The following is a 15,758-nucleotide window of genomic DNA, read 5'->3' on the forward strand; positions in this document are numbered from 1 at the left end:
AGCAAGATCAAACGCTAAACGCTTCCGCCATAAAGCGGCGGGTCACTTTCTTTGTCCAAAGCGACAAAGAAAGTAACCAAAGAAAACGCTTTGGGCTGTTTCGAGTCAAAAGCCACGAGTGCGTAGCTTGCGCAGGCAGGTGCCACATTGGGCATCCTGCCCAAGGTGGCACCCGGCGCACGTCCATGTGCGCCGCCCTCCGGGTGTCCCTGGTCTCGCGAGTTACTAGCCGCGCCCAGCAACGGCAACAGCAAAGGCGAAGCGAAGCAGAATCTTGGCAACGGCAACGGCAACGGCAACGGCAACGGCAACGGCAACGGCAGAGCAAGGGCAACGGCAGAGCAAGGGCAAGGGCAAGGGCAAGGGCAAGGGCAAGGGCAAGGGCAGCGGCGCTAGCAAAGCTGGCAAACGCACGCGCGCACGCAAAACCAAAAAAGCAGCGGCAAGGTCGCCGCTGCTTTTGCAAGTTCAAGTGTTATTTATGGCCAAAGCCAATCGAAACGTGGTGACTGCCCGACCAGCAACTCTCAGCCGAACAAAGACACACCCGGCACCAGCCACAACGAAAACCCGGCCAAGGTAGAGCCGATCACCGTAGCCGCCACGACATCGCTGGGGTAGTGCAACCCAAGCACCACCCGTGATGCCGCCACGCTCGCCGTGAACGGAATCAACAGCCAAGCCAGCACCGGGTAATGCGCCATCGCCACCAGACTGAAAGCGACCGCGTGCAAGGTATGCCCCGACGGGAAACTGAATTCGTCCAGCGGCGCGACCCAGGCATGAATGCGTTGATCGGACGCAAACGGACGCGGGCGCCGCGTCCAGCGCTTGAGCAACTTGTACAGCGCCAATGCGATCACCCCGGTCGCCGCCAAGTGCGCGGACGCGCGCAGGCCGTCGTAACCGTCCACCAGGATCAACGCCGCCATCAGCGCATACCAGAACACACCGTCGCCCAGGCGACTGACCGCGGCGAAGTAAGCGCGCGAGCTGCTGCGTTCGCCGAGACGATTGGCGCGCAGGCACCAACCCGATTCGCCGGCGATCAGACGTTTGCGCAAAGGCAACCGGTTCATAAGACCTCCTGCTTGGGTTTGGTTTCGTCGTTCAATCGTCGTAACGTGCCGCGGCCAGTCGCATTGCGCTCGGCCAGGCCGTGGAGCAGGGCATCGAAATCGGCCGCGACCTGTTGCGGGCGCAGGCCGCTGATCGCTTCGCGGCCTGCGCGGGACATTCCCGCGCGCAAGGCGTCCTGGCTGCCGATGCGCGCCGCCGCGCGGATGAAGCCGGCGTCGTCGCCGTCGGCGATCGCCGCGCCGTGCAGGCCGTCGCGCAGGTGCTCGTGCGCGGCGCCGTAGTCGAAGGCCACCGTCGGCACGCCGCTGGCCATCGCTTCCAGGGTCACGTTGCCGAAGGTTTCGCTATGGCTGGGAAACAGGAACATATCGCCGCTGGCGAAATGCTCGGCCAGCACTTGCCCGCGCTTGAGTCCGCAAAAAATGAAATCCGGGTTGTCGCGCTGCAGTTTTTCCCGCGCCGGGCCGTCGCCGACCCAGACGAAGCGCGCCTGCGGGCGCTGCTGCTGCAAGGCGCGGAACGCGCGCACGGCCAGGTCGAGATTTTTTTCCGGCGCGATCCGGCCGACATAGATGGCGGCGAAGCCGTCGTCGTCCAGGCCCCATTCGCGGCGCAGCGCGGCGCTGCGGCGGCGCGGGTCGAACAGTTCGGTGTCGACCGCGCGCGGCAGCCGCACCACGTCTTCGAAGCCGCGCGCGCGCAGGAACTCGGCCAGCTCGCGGGTCGGCACCAGGGTCGCGTCGGCGCCGTTGTGGAAGCGGCGCATCCACGCCAGCGCGGTGCCGACCAGGAACGGCGCGCCGTAGTCGCGCATGTATTCGTCGAAGCGGGTGTGGAAGCCGGTCGCGGCGGGAATGCCCAAACGCCGCGCCGCCTTCAACGCCGAGCCGCCCAGCGGGCCTTCGGTGGCGACGTAGATGGCGTCGGGGGTGTCGCGCTTCCAGGCCTGGATCAGGCGGCCGGCGCAGGGCAGGCCGAAGCGCAGGCCGGGGTAACGCGGCAGCGGCAGGCCGCGCACCAGCAATTCGTGAGCCTCGCCGTCGCCGCCGCCGTCGGCGTCCTGGCGCGGACGGACCAGATCGACCTGATGACCGCGGGCGCGCAGACCCCGCTCCAGACCTTGCACGGTCAGGGCGACGCCGTTGATTTCCGGCGGGTAGGTCTCGGTGACGATCGCGTAGCGCATTGCGCGGCTCCGGGTTTGAGCAATCCTGGGCGCGCGCCATGTCCTGGCGGTTGCGGCGGGATGACGCGCGGATGACCGAGGTCCGGGTAACCGTTTTCATTCGATCCGGTCACGCAATCGCGGCGAAAACGGCCTGATCTTTGCTGAGTCAATAGCGCGCCGGGCCGCGCATATTCCGGAGTGTTAACAAGCCGGTCCCTACAATCGCCCGGTTTATCCAATCCGAAGGTGCGCGCTTGCAGCGACGCGAAATACTCAAGGCGGGGCTCAGCCTGCCGTTGGCCGGTCTGGCCGGCGGCGGCCTGGGAACGGTCTGGGCGGCGACCGGGCCGGGTCAGGCGTTCGCCGCCGACACCGTGCCGGCGCTGGCGCGCGCGCTGGCGGCCAAGCCCTATCGGCCGGCCGAGGCGGATCTGCCCGAAGCGTTGGCGCGGATCAAGTACGACACTTGGCGCGACATCCGCTTCGACCCGGCGCAGGCGCTGTGGAAGTCCGAGCGGCTGCCGTTCCAGTTGCAGTTCTTCCACCGCGCGTTCTTGTTCAAACAGCGCGTGGACATGCACGTGGTGCGCGGCGGCGTCGCCGTGCCGGTGGTGTATACGCCGAAGATGTTCAGCTTCGGCAATGCGCCCAAGCCGGCGCAGGACGATCTGGGCTTCGCGGGTTTCCGCGTGCATGCGCCGATCAACCGCGCGGATTATTTCGATGAGGTCTGCGCATTCCTGGGCGCGAGCTATTTCCGCGCGGTCGCCAAGAACCTGCTGTACGGCCTGTCCGCGCGCGCGTTGGCGCTGAACACCGGCGCCGGCAACAGCGAAGAATTTCCGGCCTTCACCGGGTTCTGGATCGAACAGCCGGCCTCGAGCGCGAAGCAGATCGTCGTGCACGCGTTGCTGGACAGTCCGAGCGTGGCCGGCGCGCTGCGCTTCGTGATCACGCCCGGCGTGGAAACCGTGTTCGATACGCAACTGCGCCTGTATCCGCGCGTGGCCTTACAGAGCGTCGGCATCGCACCGCTGACCAGCATGTATCACTTCGATGCGACCGATCGCGTCGGCATCGACGATTTCCGCCCCGCCGTGCACGATTCCGACGGCCTGGCGATGCACAACGGCGCCGGCGAACAGATCTGGCGGCCGCTGCACAATCCGCCCAGCCTGCAGGAAAGCGCGTTCCAGGATCGCCGCCCGCGCGCGTTCGGGCTGATGCAGCGCAAGCGCGCCTTTGCCGATTACGCCGACAGCGAGGCGCATTACGAACGCCGTCCCAGCGCCTGGGTGGAACCGGTCGGCGACTGGGGCGAGGGCGCGGTGCATCTGATCGAAATCCCGACCAAGGACGAATACCAGGACAACATCGTCGCCTTCTGGCGCCCGCGCGCGCCGCTGGCGGCCGGGCGCGAGCATCGCTACGACTACCGTCTGCACTGGTGCGCCAGGCATGCCTGGACCCCGTCGCTGGCGACGGTCGCGCGCACCCGCATCGGCGCCGGCGGCAACGGCGCGCGGCTGGTGGTGATCGACCTGGAAGGCGGCGGCCTGTCTAAACTGGCCGCCGACGCCGTGCCGCGCGCGGTGGTGTGGGCGTCGGCGGGCCGAATCGCCAACGCCGTCGCGCATGCCAACCCCGGCACCGGCGGATGGCGCGTATCGTTCGAACTGCAACCTGGGGATGCGCGCACGGTCGAATTGCGCGCGGTGCTGGAAGACGGCGCCGGTCCCCTTTCCGAAACCTGGCTTTATCGTTGGACTGCATGAACGCAACTGTCGCTCCCCCGCAACGACCGACCTCCGTGCCATACGAGGCGCTGCCCCCGGAATCGCCGATGGCGATGCCGGTGCAATCGCTGCGCGTGGGCGAGCGTCCGAAAGGCCGCCTGCCGAGCGCGCCCAACGCCATGGCCTGGCGCCGCCTGTACGTGATCGGCGGCGCCGCGGTGCTGACCCTGGTGGCGGCGTACCACATCCTGCGCGTGCTCTACGTCGGCGGTCTGAGCCTGCTCGAAGCGGTGCTGCTGGTGTTGTTCGTGCCCCTGTTCGCCTGGATCGCGCTGGCCTTCGCCAGCTCGTTCGCCGGCTTCATCCTGATCCTGTCGCGGCGGCGCTGGCGCTTCGGCCTCAAGCAGGGCGGCGAGTTGCCGGAACTGCACCAGCGCACCGCGCTGCTGATGCCGACCTACAACGAAGACCCCGAGCGGTTGATGGCCGGCTTGCAGGCGATCTACGAGTCCGTCGTCGCCACCGGCCAGCTCGACCGTTTCGATTTCTTCATCCTCAGCGACACCACCAAGGAACCGGTGCGCCAGGCCGAAATCCGCGCGTTCAACGCCTTGCGCGACCGCACCGGCGGGCACGACCGCATCTTCTACCGGCGCCGCAAGAACAACGCCGAGCGCAAGGCCGGCAATATTTCCGAATGGGTGCGGCGCTTCGGTTCGGCCTATCCGCACATGTTGATTCTGGACGCCGACAGCCTGATGACCGGCGAGGTCATCGTGAAGCTGTCCGGGGCGATGGAGCGCAACGCCGACGTCGGCCTGATTCAAACATTGCCGATGATCGTCAACGGCCAGACCCTGTTCGCGCGCATGCAGCAGTTCGCCGGGCGCGTTTACGGCCCGGTGATCGCCTACGGCATCGCCTGGTGGCACGGCGCGGAAAGCAACTACTGGGGCCATAACGCGATCATCCGCACCCAGGCCTTCGCCGATCACGCCGGCCTGCCGGAGCTGCGCGGTTACAAGCCTTTCGGCGGCACCGTGCTGAGCCACGATTTCGTCGAAGCCGCATTTATGCGCCGCGGCGGCTGGGCGCTGCACATGGTGCCGGGACTGGTCGGCAGCTTCGAGGAAGGCCCGCCGTCGCTGACCGACATGCTGGTGCGCGACCGCCGCTGGTGCCAGGGCAATCTGCAGCACGGCGCGGTGGTTTCGGCCAAGGGCCTGCACTGGATCAGCCGCATGCACATGGCCATGGGCATCGGCCATTACTTCACCGCGCCGATGTGGGCGATGCTGATGCTGGTCGGCCTGATCATTCCGCTGGACCGGGTGGATTACTTCAAGTGGCAGAGCATCCGCCTGCCGGGTTTCTCGCCCAGCGCGTACTGGCGCGACCAGGATCCCGACCGCGTGCTGTGGGTGTTCGTGGCGACCATGGCGGTGCTGCTGGCGCCGAAGTTCATGGCCTTCCTGGCGATGCTGACCGATCGCGAAACCCGTCGCGGCTGCGGCGGCGCGATCCGCGCCTTCATCAGCATGATCTTCGAAACCCTGCTGGCGGCGTTGATGGCGCCGATCACCATGTACGTGCAATCGCGCGGCGTGGCCGAGGTGCTGGCCGGCAAGGACTCGGGCTGGGAATCGCAGCGTCGCGACGACGGCAGCCTGCCGCTGTCGGGCCTGATCCGCAGCTACGGCGGCCTGACCCTGTTCGGCCTGATGATCGGCGCGATGGCCTACGTGATCTCGCCGCCGCTGGCGGCGTGGATGTCGCCGGTGATCATCGGCCTGGTCATCTCGATCCCCGTGGTCGCCTTCACCTCGGCCAAGGCCCCGGGCCAATGGCTGCGCAAGATCGGCATCTTCCGCATTCCGGAAGAAATCACCCCGCCGCCGGTGCTGGTGCGGGCGAAGCAGTTGCGGATCGAGGCGGCGCAACGGTCTTCGAGTTGAGGCACTCGTCGCCGTCGATGCGGCGACGAGTGCGAATGCCGCCTCGATATCTGGATACGCTTGCGCCAAAACCCTGTTTACATCGAGGCGTGACCGTGCGTTGCGCCGCGCATGGCCGCGCGAGTCTTGTTCCGGAAAGTTCCGCTCGGCCTACCGAAAATACCGGCCTCATTTGCTTGAGGCACGATGTGCTTTCAGTGCTTAGAATTCGCGTCATCGATACTCATTCTTGAAAAAGTAGGCTGGCGGTTAGTGATCTGCAAGCATCTTTTCTCATGAAGAAATCGGCATCTCCTTGATCGAAACTGCCGTCGCCACTTGACGGTACGACTGGCAACGCAGAATCATCCGGCAACGGTTGGCCGTTGATGGGTCCAACTCGCACTTGTGTGATGCGCGATGGAATCAGCGAGACAGGGAGCGTCGATGAGCAATGCCGAGCGAACGCGCGGGCCGAGCGGCGGCCGCATCGAATGGGCCCGCGATGTCTCGTTGTTGCGGGACCTCGCTATCAGCAACGAGCGGACCAGGCGTGAACTTGGGCCGCCGCTGCCGAGCGATTTGCAGGGGCAGACAAAACGCAGGCCTGCAAGAGCGCGTTCGAATTCGACCTCGGATCACGGATTAACGGAGAACGACACCATGAAGCTGCGCGATGTTGCCGCCATAGCCGTGATGATGACCGGACTGAACGGCTGCGAAGCCTCTCAACCCGCGGTCCAACCTCAGCCGGCCGCGGTCGTGTCGGGGCGAACGGAAAAGATCGAATCGCTCGGGCCGCAATACAAACAGGGCATGGCGTATGGGCCTTTCCGGAAATTGCTGATGGCCGGCGGCTGGAAGCCGGACGCGAATCTGGACGAGTGCCTGCTATTGACGGTCGGAGACGACTACAAAAAAACTTGCGAAACCCCTGCTACGTCCGAGGCCTGCAACACCTGCAAGGAATTCAGGGAAATCGAAGCCTGCACCAATGATGGCTATTGCTATATGACCTTCTCCGGTCATGGCGCCAAGTTGGACATCAAGGCCTACGGAGACATCCTGAGACTGAGAAAGGACGGGTCCGAGCCCATCGTCCAAGAGTGGAAACTGACAGCCAAATAGCTTTCGCGGTGGCCACAAGGAGGTGTGAGAATGACGAATGTATTGGGCGATCTGATCAGCAAGGGCGAAGGCGACTACAACTCCTACAACAAGGGCACGGCGGGAGGACGGATAGTCGGCGCAGATCAGTCGATCGATCTTGGGCAAATGACGGTAGCGGAGATCATGCGCAGGCAGTCGCTTGCGCCCGGAGATCCGGACCGGTTGTTCGCGGTCGGGAAGTATCAGGTCATCCCCGATACCATGCGGGCGACGGTTAGAGAGTTGGGCGTGGATCCCGCGGAAAAATACACGCCGGAAAATCAAGAAAGAATGTTCGCGGATCACCTGATCAAGGTGAAGCGTCCGAACATCTACAAATACATAGTCGGCGAGGAGGGCGCCACGCTGCGCGGGGCGCAAAAGGCGGCCTGCCTGGAGTGGGCGAGCGTGGAAGACCCCGACAACCCGGGGCATGTATACGCGCTCTATGAAAAGCACGGCAACAGGATGCACACAACCGCTGCCCAAGTCGGTGTGGCGTTGGATACGATGCGGGAGCAATACAAGGCCAGCATCGAAAAGGGCATGTCGCCTGATGCGGCCTGGCAGCAAGTTGCCGTTGGCGAAGCCTCCGCGGCGCAATGGAAAGGGATTCCTTATGCGATTTCCGATCCTCGCGCGCTCGGCCTGGGCGACCGCAACAACGATGTTCGTGTGTTGCAAGAGAATCTGAACCGACTTGGCGTTACCGATGGCCAAGGGCGCGCTCTTGACGCCGATGCCCATTACGGTCGAAACACCCATGACGCCGTCGCCGCCTTTCAGCGTCAGCAGGGGATCTTGCCTTCGGGTACCGCCGACGCGGCAACTCTCAATGCCATACAGGTGAGCGTTAACGTCGCCGGCCCGTTTCATGAGATGCAAAAATTCCAACCGCCTGGATCTCGGAGCGATTGGATGCAGACCGACGGCCACGGTCTCCCGAATTATCTCCGTGGGGCCGGAGCTCCTGTGTATGAGCGCCACGCACAGGATGCGAGCTCAGACGGCATACTGAAAATCGGCGAGCGCGGTCCCGAGGTCGCGAGACTTCAAGAAAGCCTGATCCAGTTGGGCATCAACGACCGCGTCAAGAGCCCGCTCAAGCCGGACGGTGTATTCGGGCCCGATACGCAGCGTGCGGTGCAGGCATTTCAACTGTGGCACGGAACAGAACAAGCCAACGGCGTCGCCGATCGGCAGACTTTGACTGCCATCAATACGCAAGCCGGGCTGGCGTTGATCCAGCGCGCGACGGATCAGCTTCAGGGCCTTGCGACGCGGGATTTCGCCGCCAACGTCAATCTCGGTGCGAAGATCGATCCGCAGGCGGGGGCTGATGCGCGTGGACCGGGTGGGGTATCGAATGCGGCAACGCCTGCGCCTACAGAGTCGGCTCCCATGACAGAACCGGCGAAACGCGAAACCACTGCGGACGTGTCGCAGTTGTCGCGAGAAGACCATGCGATGTTCGCGAAGATCCGCGCGGGCGCACCGGGGACGGTGTCCGACGAAACCGTGGCGTGGGCGATGTTGGCCGCCAAGCGCAACGGCATTCCGGACGCGGATCGCGTGGGGCCGGTCGGGGTCGCCGAAGGTAAGCTGTGGGTGGGCGGTACCGTTCCGGGCTATCACACCGGCGTATCGGCTACCGAGCCGCCTCCGGCGATGCAGGACACCTTGCGGGAAACGCAGGCGTTCAATCTACAGCGCGATCAGCAGGCGACACAGCGCTCGCCGGACGATCCCAGCCAGGGGCCACGCATGTAACGGCCGATGGATGCGGTTCGGGTGATCCGCTTGCGCCGCTGGCGAAGCGGTTCTTGAGCTGAGTCACGAATCAGCGAGCGCAACGACGACGGGCACGGATATCCTTGCGTTATGAGCCATGACCTCTCCTCCGCACCAGACCCCGCACTGAGCCATGTCGTCGGCGCCACCGCGCCGCCGCTGCTGGAGGAAACCATCGGCGCGATGCTCGCGCGGGTGGCCGCGACCTGGCCCGAGCGCGAGGCGCTGGTGGTGCCGCCGCAGGGCGTGCGGCTGAGTTGGAGCGCGTTCGATGCGGCGGTCAGCCGGTTGGCCGCGGGGCTGCTCAAGCTGGGCCTGGCGCCGGGCGATCGCATCGGCGTGTGGTCGCTCAATCGCGCCGAGTGGGTGTTGCTGCAGTTCGCCAGCGCGCGAGTCGGCCTGATCCTGGTCAACATCAATCCGGCGTATCGCACTCACGAGTTGGAATACGCCTTGAATCTGGTCGCGTGCCGGGCGCTGGCGATCGTGCCTTCGTTCAAGACCTCGCACTATCTGCAGATGTTGCGCGAACTGGCGCCGGAGTTGGATCAGCATCCGCCCGGTCTGTTGCGGTCGCGGCGATTGCCTGACCTGCGCCATGTGCTGTCGATGGGCGCGGGCGAGCCGCCCGCGGGCACGCACGCATTCGACGCCGTCGCCGCCTGCGACGATGCCGATGCGCATGCGCGGCTGGGAGAGGTGGCGGCGCTGTTGTCGCCGGACGACGCGGTCAACATCCAGTTCACCTCCGGCACCACCGGCGCGCCGAAGGGCGCGACGCTGACTCATCGCAATATCGTCAACAACGGGTTCTTCGTCGGCGAGGCGATGCGCTTGAGCGAACACGACCGGCTGTGCATCCCGGTGCCGTTCTATCACTGCTTCGGCATGGTTCTGGGCAATATGGCCTGCGTCACCCACGGTGCCTGCATGGTGATTCCTGGCGAAGGGTTCGACCCGCTGGTCGCCTTGCGCACCGTCGCCGAAGAGCGCTGCACCGGTCTGCACGGCGTGCCGACGATGTTCATCGGCGAACTGGAACATCCGCGATTCGCCGAGTTCGATCTGTCGAGCCTGCGCACCGGGATCATGGCCGGTTCGAATTGTCCGATCGAGGTGATGAAGCAGGTGGTCGAGCGCATGCACATGCAGCAAGTCACCATCGCCTACGGCATGACCGAGACCAGCCCGGTCAGTTTCCAGACCGTGCCGGAGGACCCGCTGGCGCGGCGGGTGGATTCGGTCGGGCGCGTGCATCCGCATGTCGAAGTGCGCGTCGTCGACGACCACGGCGACACCGTGCCGCGCGGCGAGATCGGCGAGTTGCTCACACGCGGATACTCGGTGATGCAAGGCTATTGGGGCGATCCCAAGCGCAGCGCCGAAGCCATCGACCGCGAGGGCTGGATGCACACCGGCGATCAGGCCGTCATCGACGCGGACGGTTACGCGCATATCGTCGGCCGCCTGAAGGACATGCTGATCCGCGGCGGCGAGAACGTGTATCCGCGCGAGATCGAGGAATTCCTCTACGCCCATCCGGCGATCGCCGACGTGCAGGTGTTCGGCGTGCCCGATGCGAAGTTCGGCGAGGAAGTGTGCGCGTGGATCCGCGTCGCCGAAGGCGCGAGTCTGGACGCCGAGGCCGTGCGCGCGTTCTGCCAGGGCCGTATCGCCCAGTACAAGATTCCGCGCTACATCGAGTTCGTCGATAGCCTGCCGATGACGATCAGCGGCAAGCCGCAGAAATTCCTGATGCGCGAGCGGATGATCGAGCGATTGGCGGCGGCCGCGAGCGACGGCTGAGCGCCGCCGCGTCCGCGCGGCCTCAAGCCGCCAGCAGCCTCAGCGCGATGCCCAATCCGGCCATGTCCTGAGGCTCGCCTTCAAGGTCGGCGCGCACCAGCGGTCGCGATTCCAGCCAGCGCTTGGACACGGTCAGGGTGAGCGTGTTGCCGTCGGCGTGCGCGTCGAGCTGCGGGATCGGATCGGATTCGTGCGCGCGATGCAGCAGCACCGCCAGGCGCAGCAGCGCTGAGCTGCGCCGCACCGCGGCGAGCAGGCGATCGGGCAGGGCCTCGAACGCGTTCTTGGGAATGCCGCGGCGGTGCGTGCGCACCAGCGCGGCCAGGAACTGCTGTTGCTGGCGCGAGAAGCCGGAGATGTCCGAGTTCTCGATCACGTACGAGCTGTGCACGTGGTACTGGCTGTGGGCGATCACCAGCCCCAGCTCGTGCAGGCGCGCGGCGCGGATCAGCATCAGGCGGTCGTCGGCGTCCAGTTGCCAGGCTTTGGCCACTTGGTCGAACAAGCGCAGCATGGTCGCTTCCACGCGCGCGGATTGTTGTTCGTCGATGCCGTAGCGCTTGACCAGCGCCTTGACCGCCGCGTCGCGCGGATCGTCGGCGCCGCCGCGGCCGAGCATGTCGTACAGCACGCCCTCGCGCATCGCCGCCTTGCTGATGGCCATGCGCTGCAGGCCCAGCACGTTGAAGGCCGCTTCCAGAATCAGGATGCCGCCGGCGATCACCGGACGGCGGTCGGCGGACAGGCCGGGCAGGTCGATGGCCTCGATGCGGTCGGCCTGCAACAGGCGGTCGCGCAGCAGCGGCAGGGCTTCGGCGGTCACCGCGCCCTTGGTCAGCTTCATCGCCGCGCAGATTTCGCCGATGGCCTTGTTGGTGCCGGAAGATCCCAGCGCCTCTTGCCAGCCCAGCGCGCGGTAAGTGCCGGCGAATTGCTGGAACTCGGCCGAGACCTCGGTCAGCGCGTCGCGCCATTTCTTCTTGGTCAGCTTGCCGTTCTCGAAGAAGCGGCGAGTGGTGGCGATGCAGCCGACCTGCAGGCTTTCACGCTCGATCGCCTCGAAGCCGCTGCCGATGATGCATTCGGTGGAGCCGCCGCCGATGTCGATGACCATGCGCCGCTCGCCCGGCTTGGACGGCTGTGCATGGGCGATGCCCAGGTAGATCAGGCGCGCTTCTTCGCGGCCGGACACCACTTCGATGGCGTGGCCCAGCGCCGATTCGGCCGGCATCAGGAAGGCCTGCGGCGCGGCCAGGCGGCGCACGGTGTTGGTGGCGATCGCGCGCACGTGCTGCGGCGGTACGTCGCGGATGCGCTGGCCGAAGCGCGACAGGCAGTCGAGCGCGCGCTGGCGCACTTCCGGCGCCAGCCCGCCCTTGCGGTCCAGGCCTTCGGCCATGCGCACGGTCTCACGCAGGCGATCGACCGTGCGCAGCTGGCCCAACACGTACCGCGCGACCACCATGTGGAAACTGTTCGAGCCCAGATCCACGGCGGCGAGCAGGTCGCCGTCCTGGAGCGGCAGGCGGGTGGTCGGGAAAATATTATTCATGCGCGGAAGTTTGGGTCATCCGCACAATTTGGCCAACAGCGTGGACTGTGCCGAGTGCGGCATCGCGCCTTCGGCCGGGCTCAGGCGCAGAAATTCGCCGTCGGACTGCAGCTCCCAGGAATTGAGGTTGTCGGCCAGGTAGTTGGCCAGCGCTTCTTCGTAGACGCGCCCGCGCAGCTCCGAATCCAGGATCGGGAAGCCGGTTTCCACGCGCCGCAGCAGGTTGCGTTCGAGCCAGTCGGCGCTGGAGCAGAACAGGTCCGGCGCGCCGTCGTTGGAGAACCAGTAGACGCGGTGGTGTTCGAGGAAGCGGCCGACGATCGAGCGCACGCGGATGTTCTCCGACACGCCTTCCACGCCCGGGCGCAGGGTGCAGGCGCCGCGCACGATCAGGTCGATCTGCACGCCGGCCTGCGAAGCCTGGTACAGCGCGCGGATCACCTGCGGCTCGTTGAGGGCGTTCATCTTGGCGACGATGCGCGCCGGCTTGCCGGCGCGCGCGTGCTTGGTTTCGCGGTCGATGCGCTTGAGCACGCCGGCATGCAGGGTGAACGGCGATTGCAGCAGGCACTTGAGCTTGAGCGACGGCGCCAGCCCGGACAGCTGCTGGAAGATCATGTGCACGTCGTTGCCGATATCCGGATCGGCGGTGATCAGGCCGAAGTCGGTGTAGGCGCGCGCGGTGCCGCTGTGGTAGTTGCCGGTGCCCAGGTGGGTGTAGCGCTTGAGCTTGCGGCCTTCGCGCCGCACGATCAGCAGCATCTTGGCGTGGGTCTTGTAGCCCACCACGCCGTACACGACCTGCACGCCGGCTTCCTGCAGGCGGTCGGCGAGGCCCAGGTTGGCTTCTTCGTCGAAACGCGCGCGCAGCTCGACCACCACGGTCACGTCCTTGCCGTTGCGCGCGGCCTGGACCAGTTGTTCGACGATCGGCGAATCCTTGCCGGCGCGATACAGGGTCTGCTTGATCGCGAGCACGTTCGGGTCTTCGGCGGCCTGGCGGATCAGTTCCAGCACCGGCGCGAACGAGTCGAAGGGGTGGTGCAACAGCACGTCGCCGTCGGCGACGGTGTCGAACAAGGTCTCCACGCCGGGCAGCACGCGCTGCTGGTAGGGCGGGAATTTCAGCTCCGGGCGCTGCACCAGATCGTAGACCTGGATCACGCGGTTGAGATTGACCGGGCCGTTGATGCGGTACACCGCGTTCTCGGGCAGATCGAAATTTTCCAGCAGCGTGCGCACGATCGGCTTGGGGCACTGCTCGGCGATTTCCAGCCGCACCGCGCGCAGATAGCCGCGGCCGATCAGCTCGTCGCGCAGCGCCAGGGCGATGTTGTCGACTTCTTCTTCGTCCACCAGCAATTCGGAATTGCGCGTGACGCGGAACTGGTACGCGCCCTTGACTTCCATGCCCGGGAACAGCTCATCGACGAACGCCGACAGCACCGAGGACAGGAATACGAAGTCGTGCTTGCCGCCGGAAACGTTCTCCGGCAGCTGGATGATGCGCGGCAGTGAGCGCGGCGCGCGCACGATGGCCAGATTGCCGGCGCGGCCGAACGCGTCCTTGCCCTTGAGCACGACGACGATGTTGAGCGATTTGTTGAGGATCTTCGGGAACGGATGCGCCGGGTCCAGGCCCAGCGGCGACAGCACCGGCATGATCTCGTCGCGGAAATACGCGCGCAGCCAGCGGGTCTGGCGCGCGTTCCAGGAGTTGCGGCCCAGCACGCGCACGCCCGATTCCTGCAGCGCCGGGCGCAGCACGTCGTTCCAGCATTCGTACTGCGCCTTGACCAGCTCGGCGGCGCGGTCGTGGATGCGCGAGAGCACCGTCTGCGGCGCCAGCCCGTCGGGGCCCGGCGCCAGGCCCAGGTCCTGCGCGTGGCGCAGGGTGCCGGCGCGGATCTCGAAGAATTCGTCCAGGTTGGTGCAGGAGATGCACAGGTACTTCAGCCGCTCCAACAGCGGCACCTGCGGGTCCTGGGCTTGCGCCAGCACGCGGAAATTGAAGTCCAGCTGCGACAGTTCGCGGTTGAAGTACAGCGAGCTGTCGCGCAGCGGATCGGTGTCGAGCGTGGTTTCCGTCATCGCATTCATGGCGCGGCTGCTTCGATCCTGTGCGGTCTGTTCAACGGGTCAATCGGAGGGATGCTGCAGGGCTTGCTGTAAATCCGCGTGATGCGCGGCGTCGGGGCCAGTATCGGCGAAGCCTTCGTTGTATGCATCGCGGCGGCGGATGCGGTCCACGCCGAAATGGCAGGCGAAGGTGCTGCCGCGGCCGACTTCGCTGGCGATCTCCAGCCGCGCGCCGTGCAGGTGCAGCACGTGCTTGACGATCGACAGGCCAAGGCCGGTGCCGCCGCTTTCGCGCGAACGGCTGGTGGAGACGCGATAGAAGCGCTCGGTGATGCGCGGCAGGTGCGCGGCCGGAATGCCGTAGCCGCTGTCCACCACTTCCAGCACCGCGCCGCGCGCGATGCCGGCGCTTTCCGGGCGGAAGCGGATGCGGATGGTGCCGCCGGCCGGGGTGTAGCGGATGGCGTTGCCGACCAGATTCGAGAACGCGCTGTGCAGTTCCTTGTTGGAACCGAACAGGTCCACGCCGGCCAGGTCGTCCATGGCGATCTCGTGCCGGCCCTGGCTCAGCGCATTGGCTTCGCGCTTGAGCGTGGACAGCATCGAGGACATCGACACGGTTTCTTCCGCCGGCAGGCTGTCCTGCGATTCCAGGCGCGACAGCGTCAGCAGGTCTTCGACCAGTTGGGTCATGCGCTGCGATTGGCGCTGCATTTCCGCCAGCATCGGCGCCCAGTCCGGGTGTTCTTCCGGATCGAGCATGTCCAGGTAGCCGTGGACCACGGTCAATGGCGTGCGCAGTTCGTGCGAGACGTTGGCGACGAAGTCGCGGCGCATCTGTTCGAGCTGCAGCAGGCGGCTGACGTCGCGCGCGACCAGCAGCCACAGGTTTTCCGAGTAGGGGATCAGGCGCAGGCTGAGGGTGATCGCCGGATTCCACGGCGAGGCGGCTTCCAGCGGCTCGGCGTTGCGGCCCGAGGCCAGCCAGTGCGCCAACTGCAGCGGTTGCAGGCGATTGACCACCGGCGCGCCGATGTCGCGCGGATAGCGCAGGCCCATCAGCCCGGTCGCGGCTTCGTTGAACCACTGGATGCGCTGGCTGTTGCGCTCGACCACCACGATCGCGTCGGGCATGGCCGCGGCGGCGGCGCGGTAGGCGCGCAGCATTTCGATCAGGCGGCGCTTGCGCCCGCGCATTTCGGCCTGGCTGCGGTGCAGCAGGCGGTCGAGTTCGTTCCAGATGCCTTCGCCCAGCGGCGGGGTCAGGCGCTGGCGCGCGGTCAGCCGGATCAGGACCCGACGCAGGCGCCAGTAATGCCACGCGACCACGCCGAGCGCGGCGGCGGTGACGATCGGCCACGGATAGCCGACCAGAACCCCGAGCACGGCCGCGCCGACCAGGATCAGGGCCAGCTGACCGAGGGTGCGGAACCAGGCGGAGCGTGCGCGGGGCGGCATACCCC

General features: G+C 66.1%; 9 protein-coding genes and 1 pseudogene. 5 read left to right on the forward strand and 5 right to left on the reverse strand.

Annotated features, from left to right (window positions below):
* Positions 1 to 527: 527 nt before the first annotated feature.
* Complete coding sequence (locus AB4Y92_RS23455; RefSeq protein WP_057942307.1) at positions 528 to 1,079, reverse strand: phosphatase PAP2 family protein; 552 nt, start codon at positions 1,077 to 1,079, stop codon at positions 528 to 530.
* On the reverse strand, positions 1,076 to 2,266 hold the full coding sequence (locus tag AB4Y92_RS23460; RefSeq protein ID WP_386791061.1) for a glycosyltransferase family 4 protein: 1,191 nt from the start codon (positions 2,264 to 2,266) through the stop codon (positions 1,076 to 1,078). The genes AB4Y92_RS23455 and AB4Y92_RS23460 overlap by 4 nt, the downstream gene beginning before the upstream one ends.
* Positions 2,267 to 2,502: 236 nt before the next feature.
* Between AB4Y92_RS23460 and AB4Y92_RS23465 the strand changes: the two genes are divergently transcribed.
* From AB4Y92_RS23465 to AB4Y92_RS23485, 5 genes are all read left to right on the forward strand, one after another.
* Entirely contained in the window at positions 2,503 to 4,023 is a 1,521-nt protein-coding gene (locus tag AB4Y92_RS23465) for a glucan biosynthesis protein (protein ID WP_441821827.1), read from the forward strand.
* Positions 4,020 to 5,939: a glucans biosynthesis glucosyltransferase MdoH gene (mdoH, locus tag AB4Y92_RS23470; protein WP_441821828.1), complete on the forward strand. Its 1,920-nt coding sequence runs from the start codon at positions 4,020 to 4,022 to the stop codon at positions 5,937 to 5,939. The genes AB4Y92_RS23465 and mdoH overlap by 4 nt, the downstream gene beginning before the upstream one ends.
* A gap of 426 nt (positions 5,940 to 6,365) precedes the next feature.
* Positions 6,366 to 7,046: a hypothetical protein gene (locus tag AB4Y92_RS23475; protein ID WP_441821829.1), complete on the forward strand. Its 681-nt coding sequence runs from the start codon at positions 6,366 to 6,368 to the stop codon at positions 7,044 to 7,046.
* A 30-nt stretch (positions 7,047 to 7,076) separates the two neighbouring features.
* Positions 7,077 to 8,837 (forward strand): peptidoglycan-binding domain-containing protein, encoded by a 1,761-nt coding sequence (locus AB4Y92_RS23480; protein ID WP_441821830.1) that lies wholly within the window; start codon positions 7,077 to 7,079, stop codon positions 8,835 to 8,837.
* 111 nt (positions 8,838 to 8,948) lie between these two features.
* The gene (locus AB4Y92_RS23485) at positions 8,949 to 10,664 is read left to right on the forward strand and encodes an AMP-binding protein (RefSeq protein WP_441821831.1); all 1,716 of its coding nucleotides are present in this window, start codon (positions 8,949 to 8,951) and stop codon (positions 10,662 to 10,664) included.
* A 22-nt stretch (positions 10,665 to 10,686) separates the two neighbouring features.
* Here AB4Y92_RS23485 and ppx read toward each other — a convergent pair whose 3' ends face one another.
* From ppx to phoR, 3 genes and pseudogenes are all read right to left on the reverse strand, one after another.
* Positions 10,687 to 12,216: an exopolyphosphatase gene (ppx, locus tag AB4Y92_RS23490; protein WP_441821832.1), complete on the reverse strand. Its 1,530-nt coding sequence runs from the start codon at positions 12,214 to 12,216 to the stop codon at positions 10,687 to 10,689.
* 15 nt (positions 12,217 to 12,231) lie between these two features.
* Positions 12,232 to 14,316 carry a polyphosphate kinase 1 gene (ppk1, locus tag AB4Y92_RS23495; protein WP_441821833.1) on the reverse strand — a complete coding sequence of 695 codons (2,085 nt, stop codon included), beginning with the start codon at positions 14,314 to 14,316 and terminating at the stop codon, positions 12,232 to 12,234.
* A gap of 126 nt (positions 14,317 to 14,442) precedes the next feature.
* A pseudogene (phoR, locus tag AB4Y92_RS23500) lies at positions 14,443 to 15,753 on the reverse strand (phosphate regulon sensor histidine kinase PhoR); the annotation flags it as partial.
* Between the last annotated feature and the right edge of the window lie 5 nt (positions 15,754 to 15,758).

Source organism: Lysobacter sp. TAB13 (assembly GCF_052113885.1).
Taxonomy (GTDB): domain Bacteria; phylum Pseudomonadota; class Gammaproteobacteria; order Xanthomonadales; family Xanthomonadaceae; genus Lysobacter; species Lysobacter gummosus.

Coding starts and splice junctions, on each gene's coding strand:
- AB4Y92_RS23455 (WP_057942307.1), bottom strand. CDS start 1,079: ATGAACCGGTTGCCTTTGCGCAAACGTCTGATCGCCGGCGAATCGGGT.
- AB4Y92_RS23460 (WP_386791061.1), bottom strand. CDS start 2,266: ATGCGCTACGCGATCGTCACCGAGACCTACCCGCCGGAAATCAACGGC.
- mdoH (WP_441821828.1), top strand. CDS start 4,020: ATGAACGCAACTGTCGCTCCCCCGCAACGACCGACCTCCGTGCCATAC.
- AB4Y92_RS23475 (WP_441821829.1), top strand. CDS start 6,366: ATGAGCAATGCCGAGCGAACGCGCGGGCCGAGCGGCGGCCGCATCGAA.
- AB4Y92_RS23480 (WP_441821830.1), top strand. CDS start 7,077: ATGACGAATGTATTGGGCGATCTGATCAGCAAGGGCGAAGGCGACTAC.
- AB4Y92_RS23485 (WP_441821831.1), top strand. CDS start 8,949: ATGAGCCATGACCTCTCCTCCGCACCAGACCCCGCACTGAGCCATGTC.
- ppx (WP_441821832.1), bottom strand. CDS start 12,216: ATGAATAATATTTTCCCGACCACCCGCCTGCCGCTCCAGGACGGCGAC.
- ppk1 (WP_441821833.1), bottom strand. CDS start 14,316: ATGAATGCGATGACGGAAACCACGCTCGACACCGATCCGCTGCGCGAC.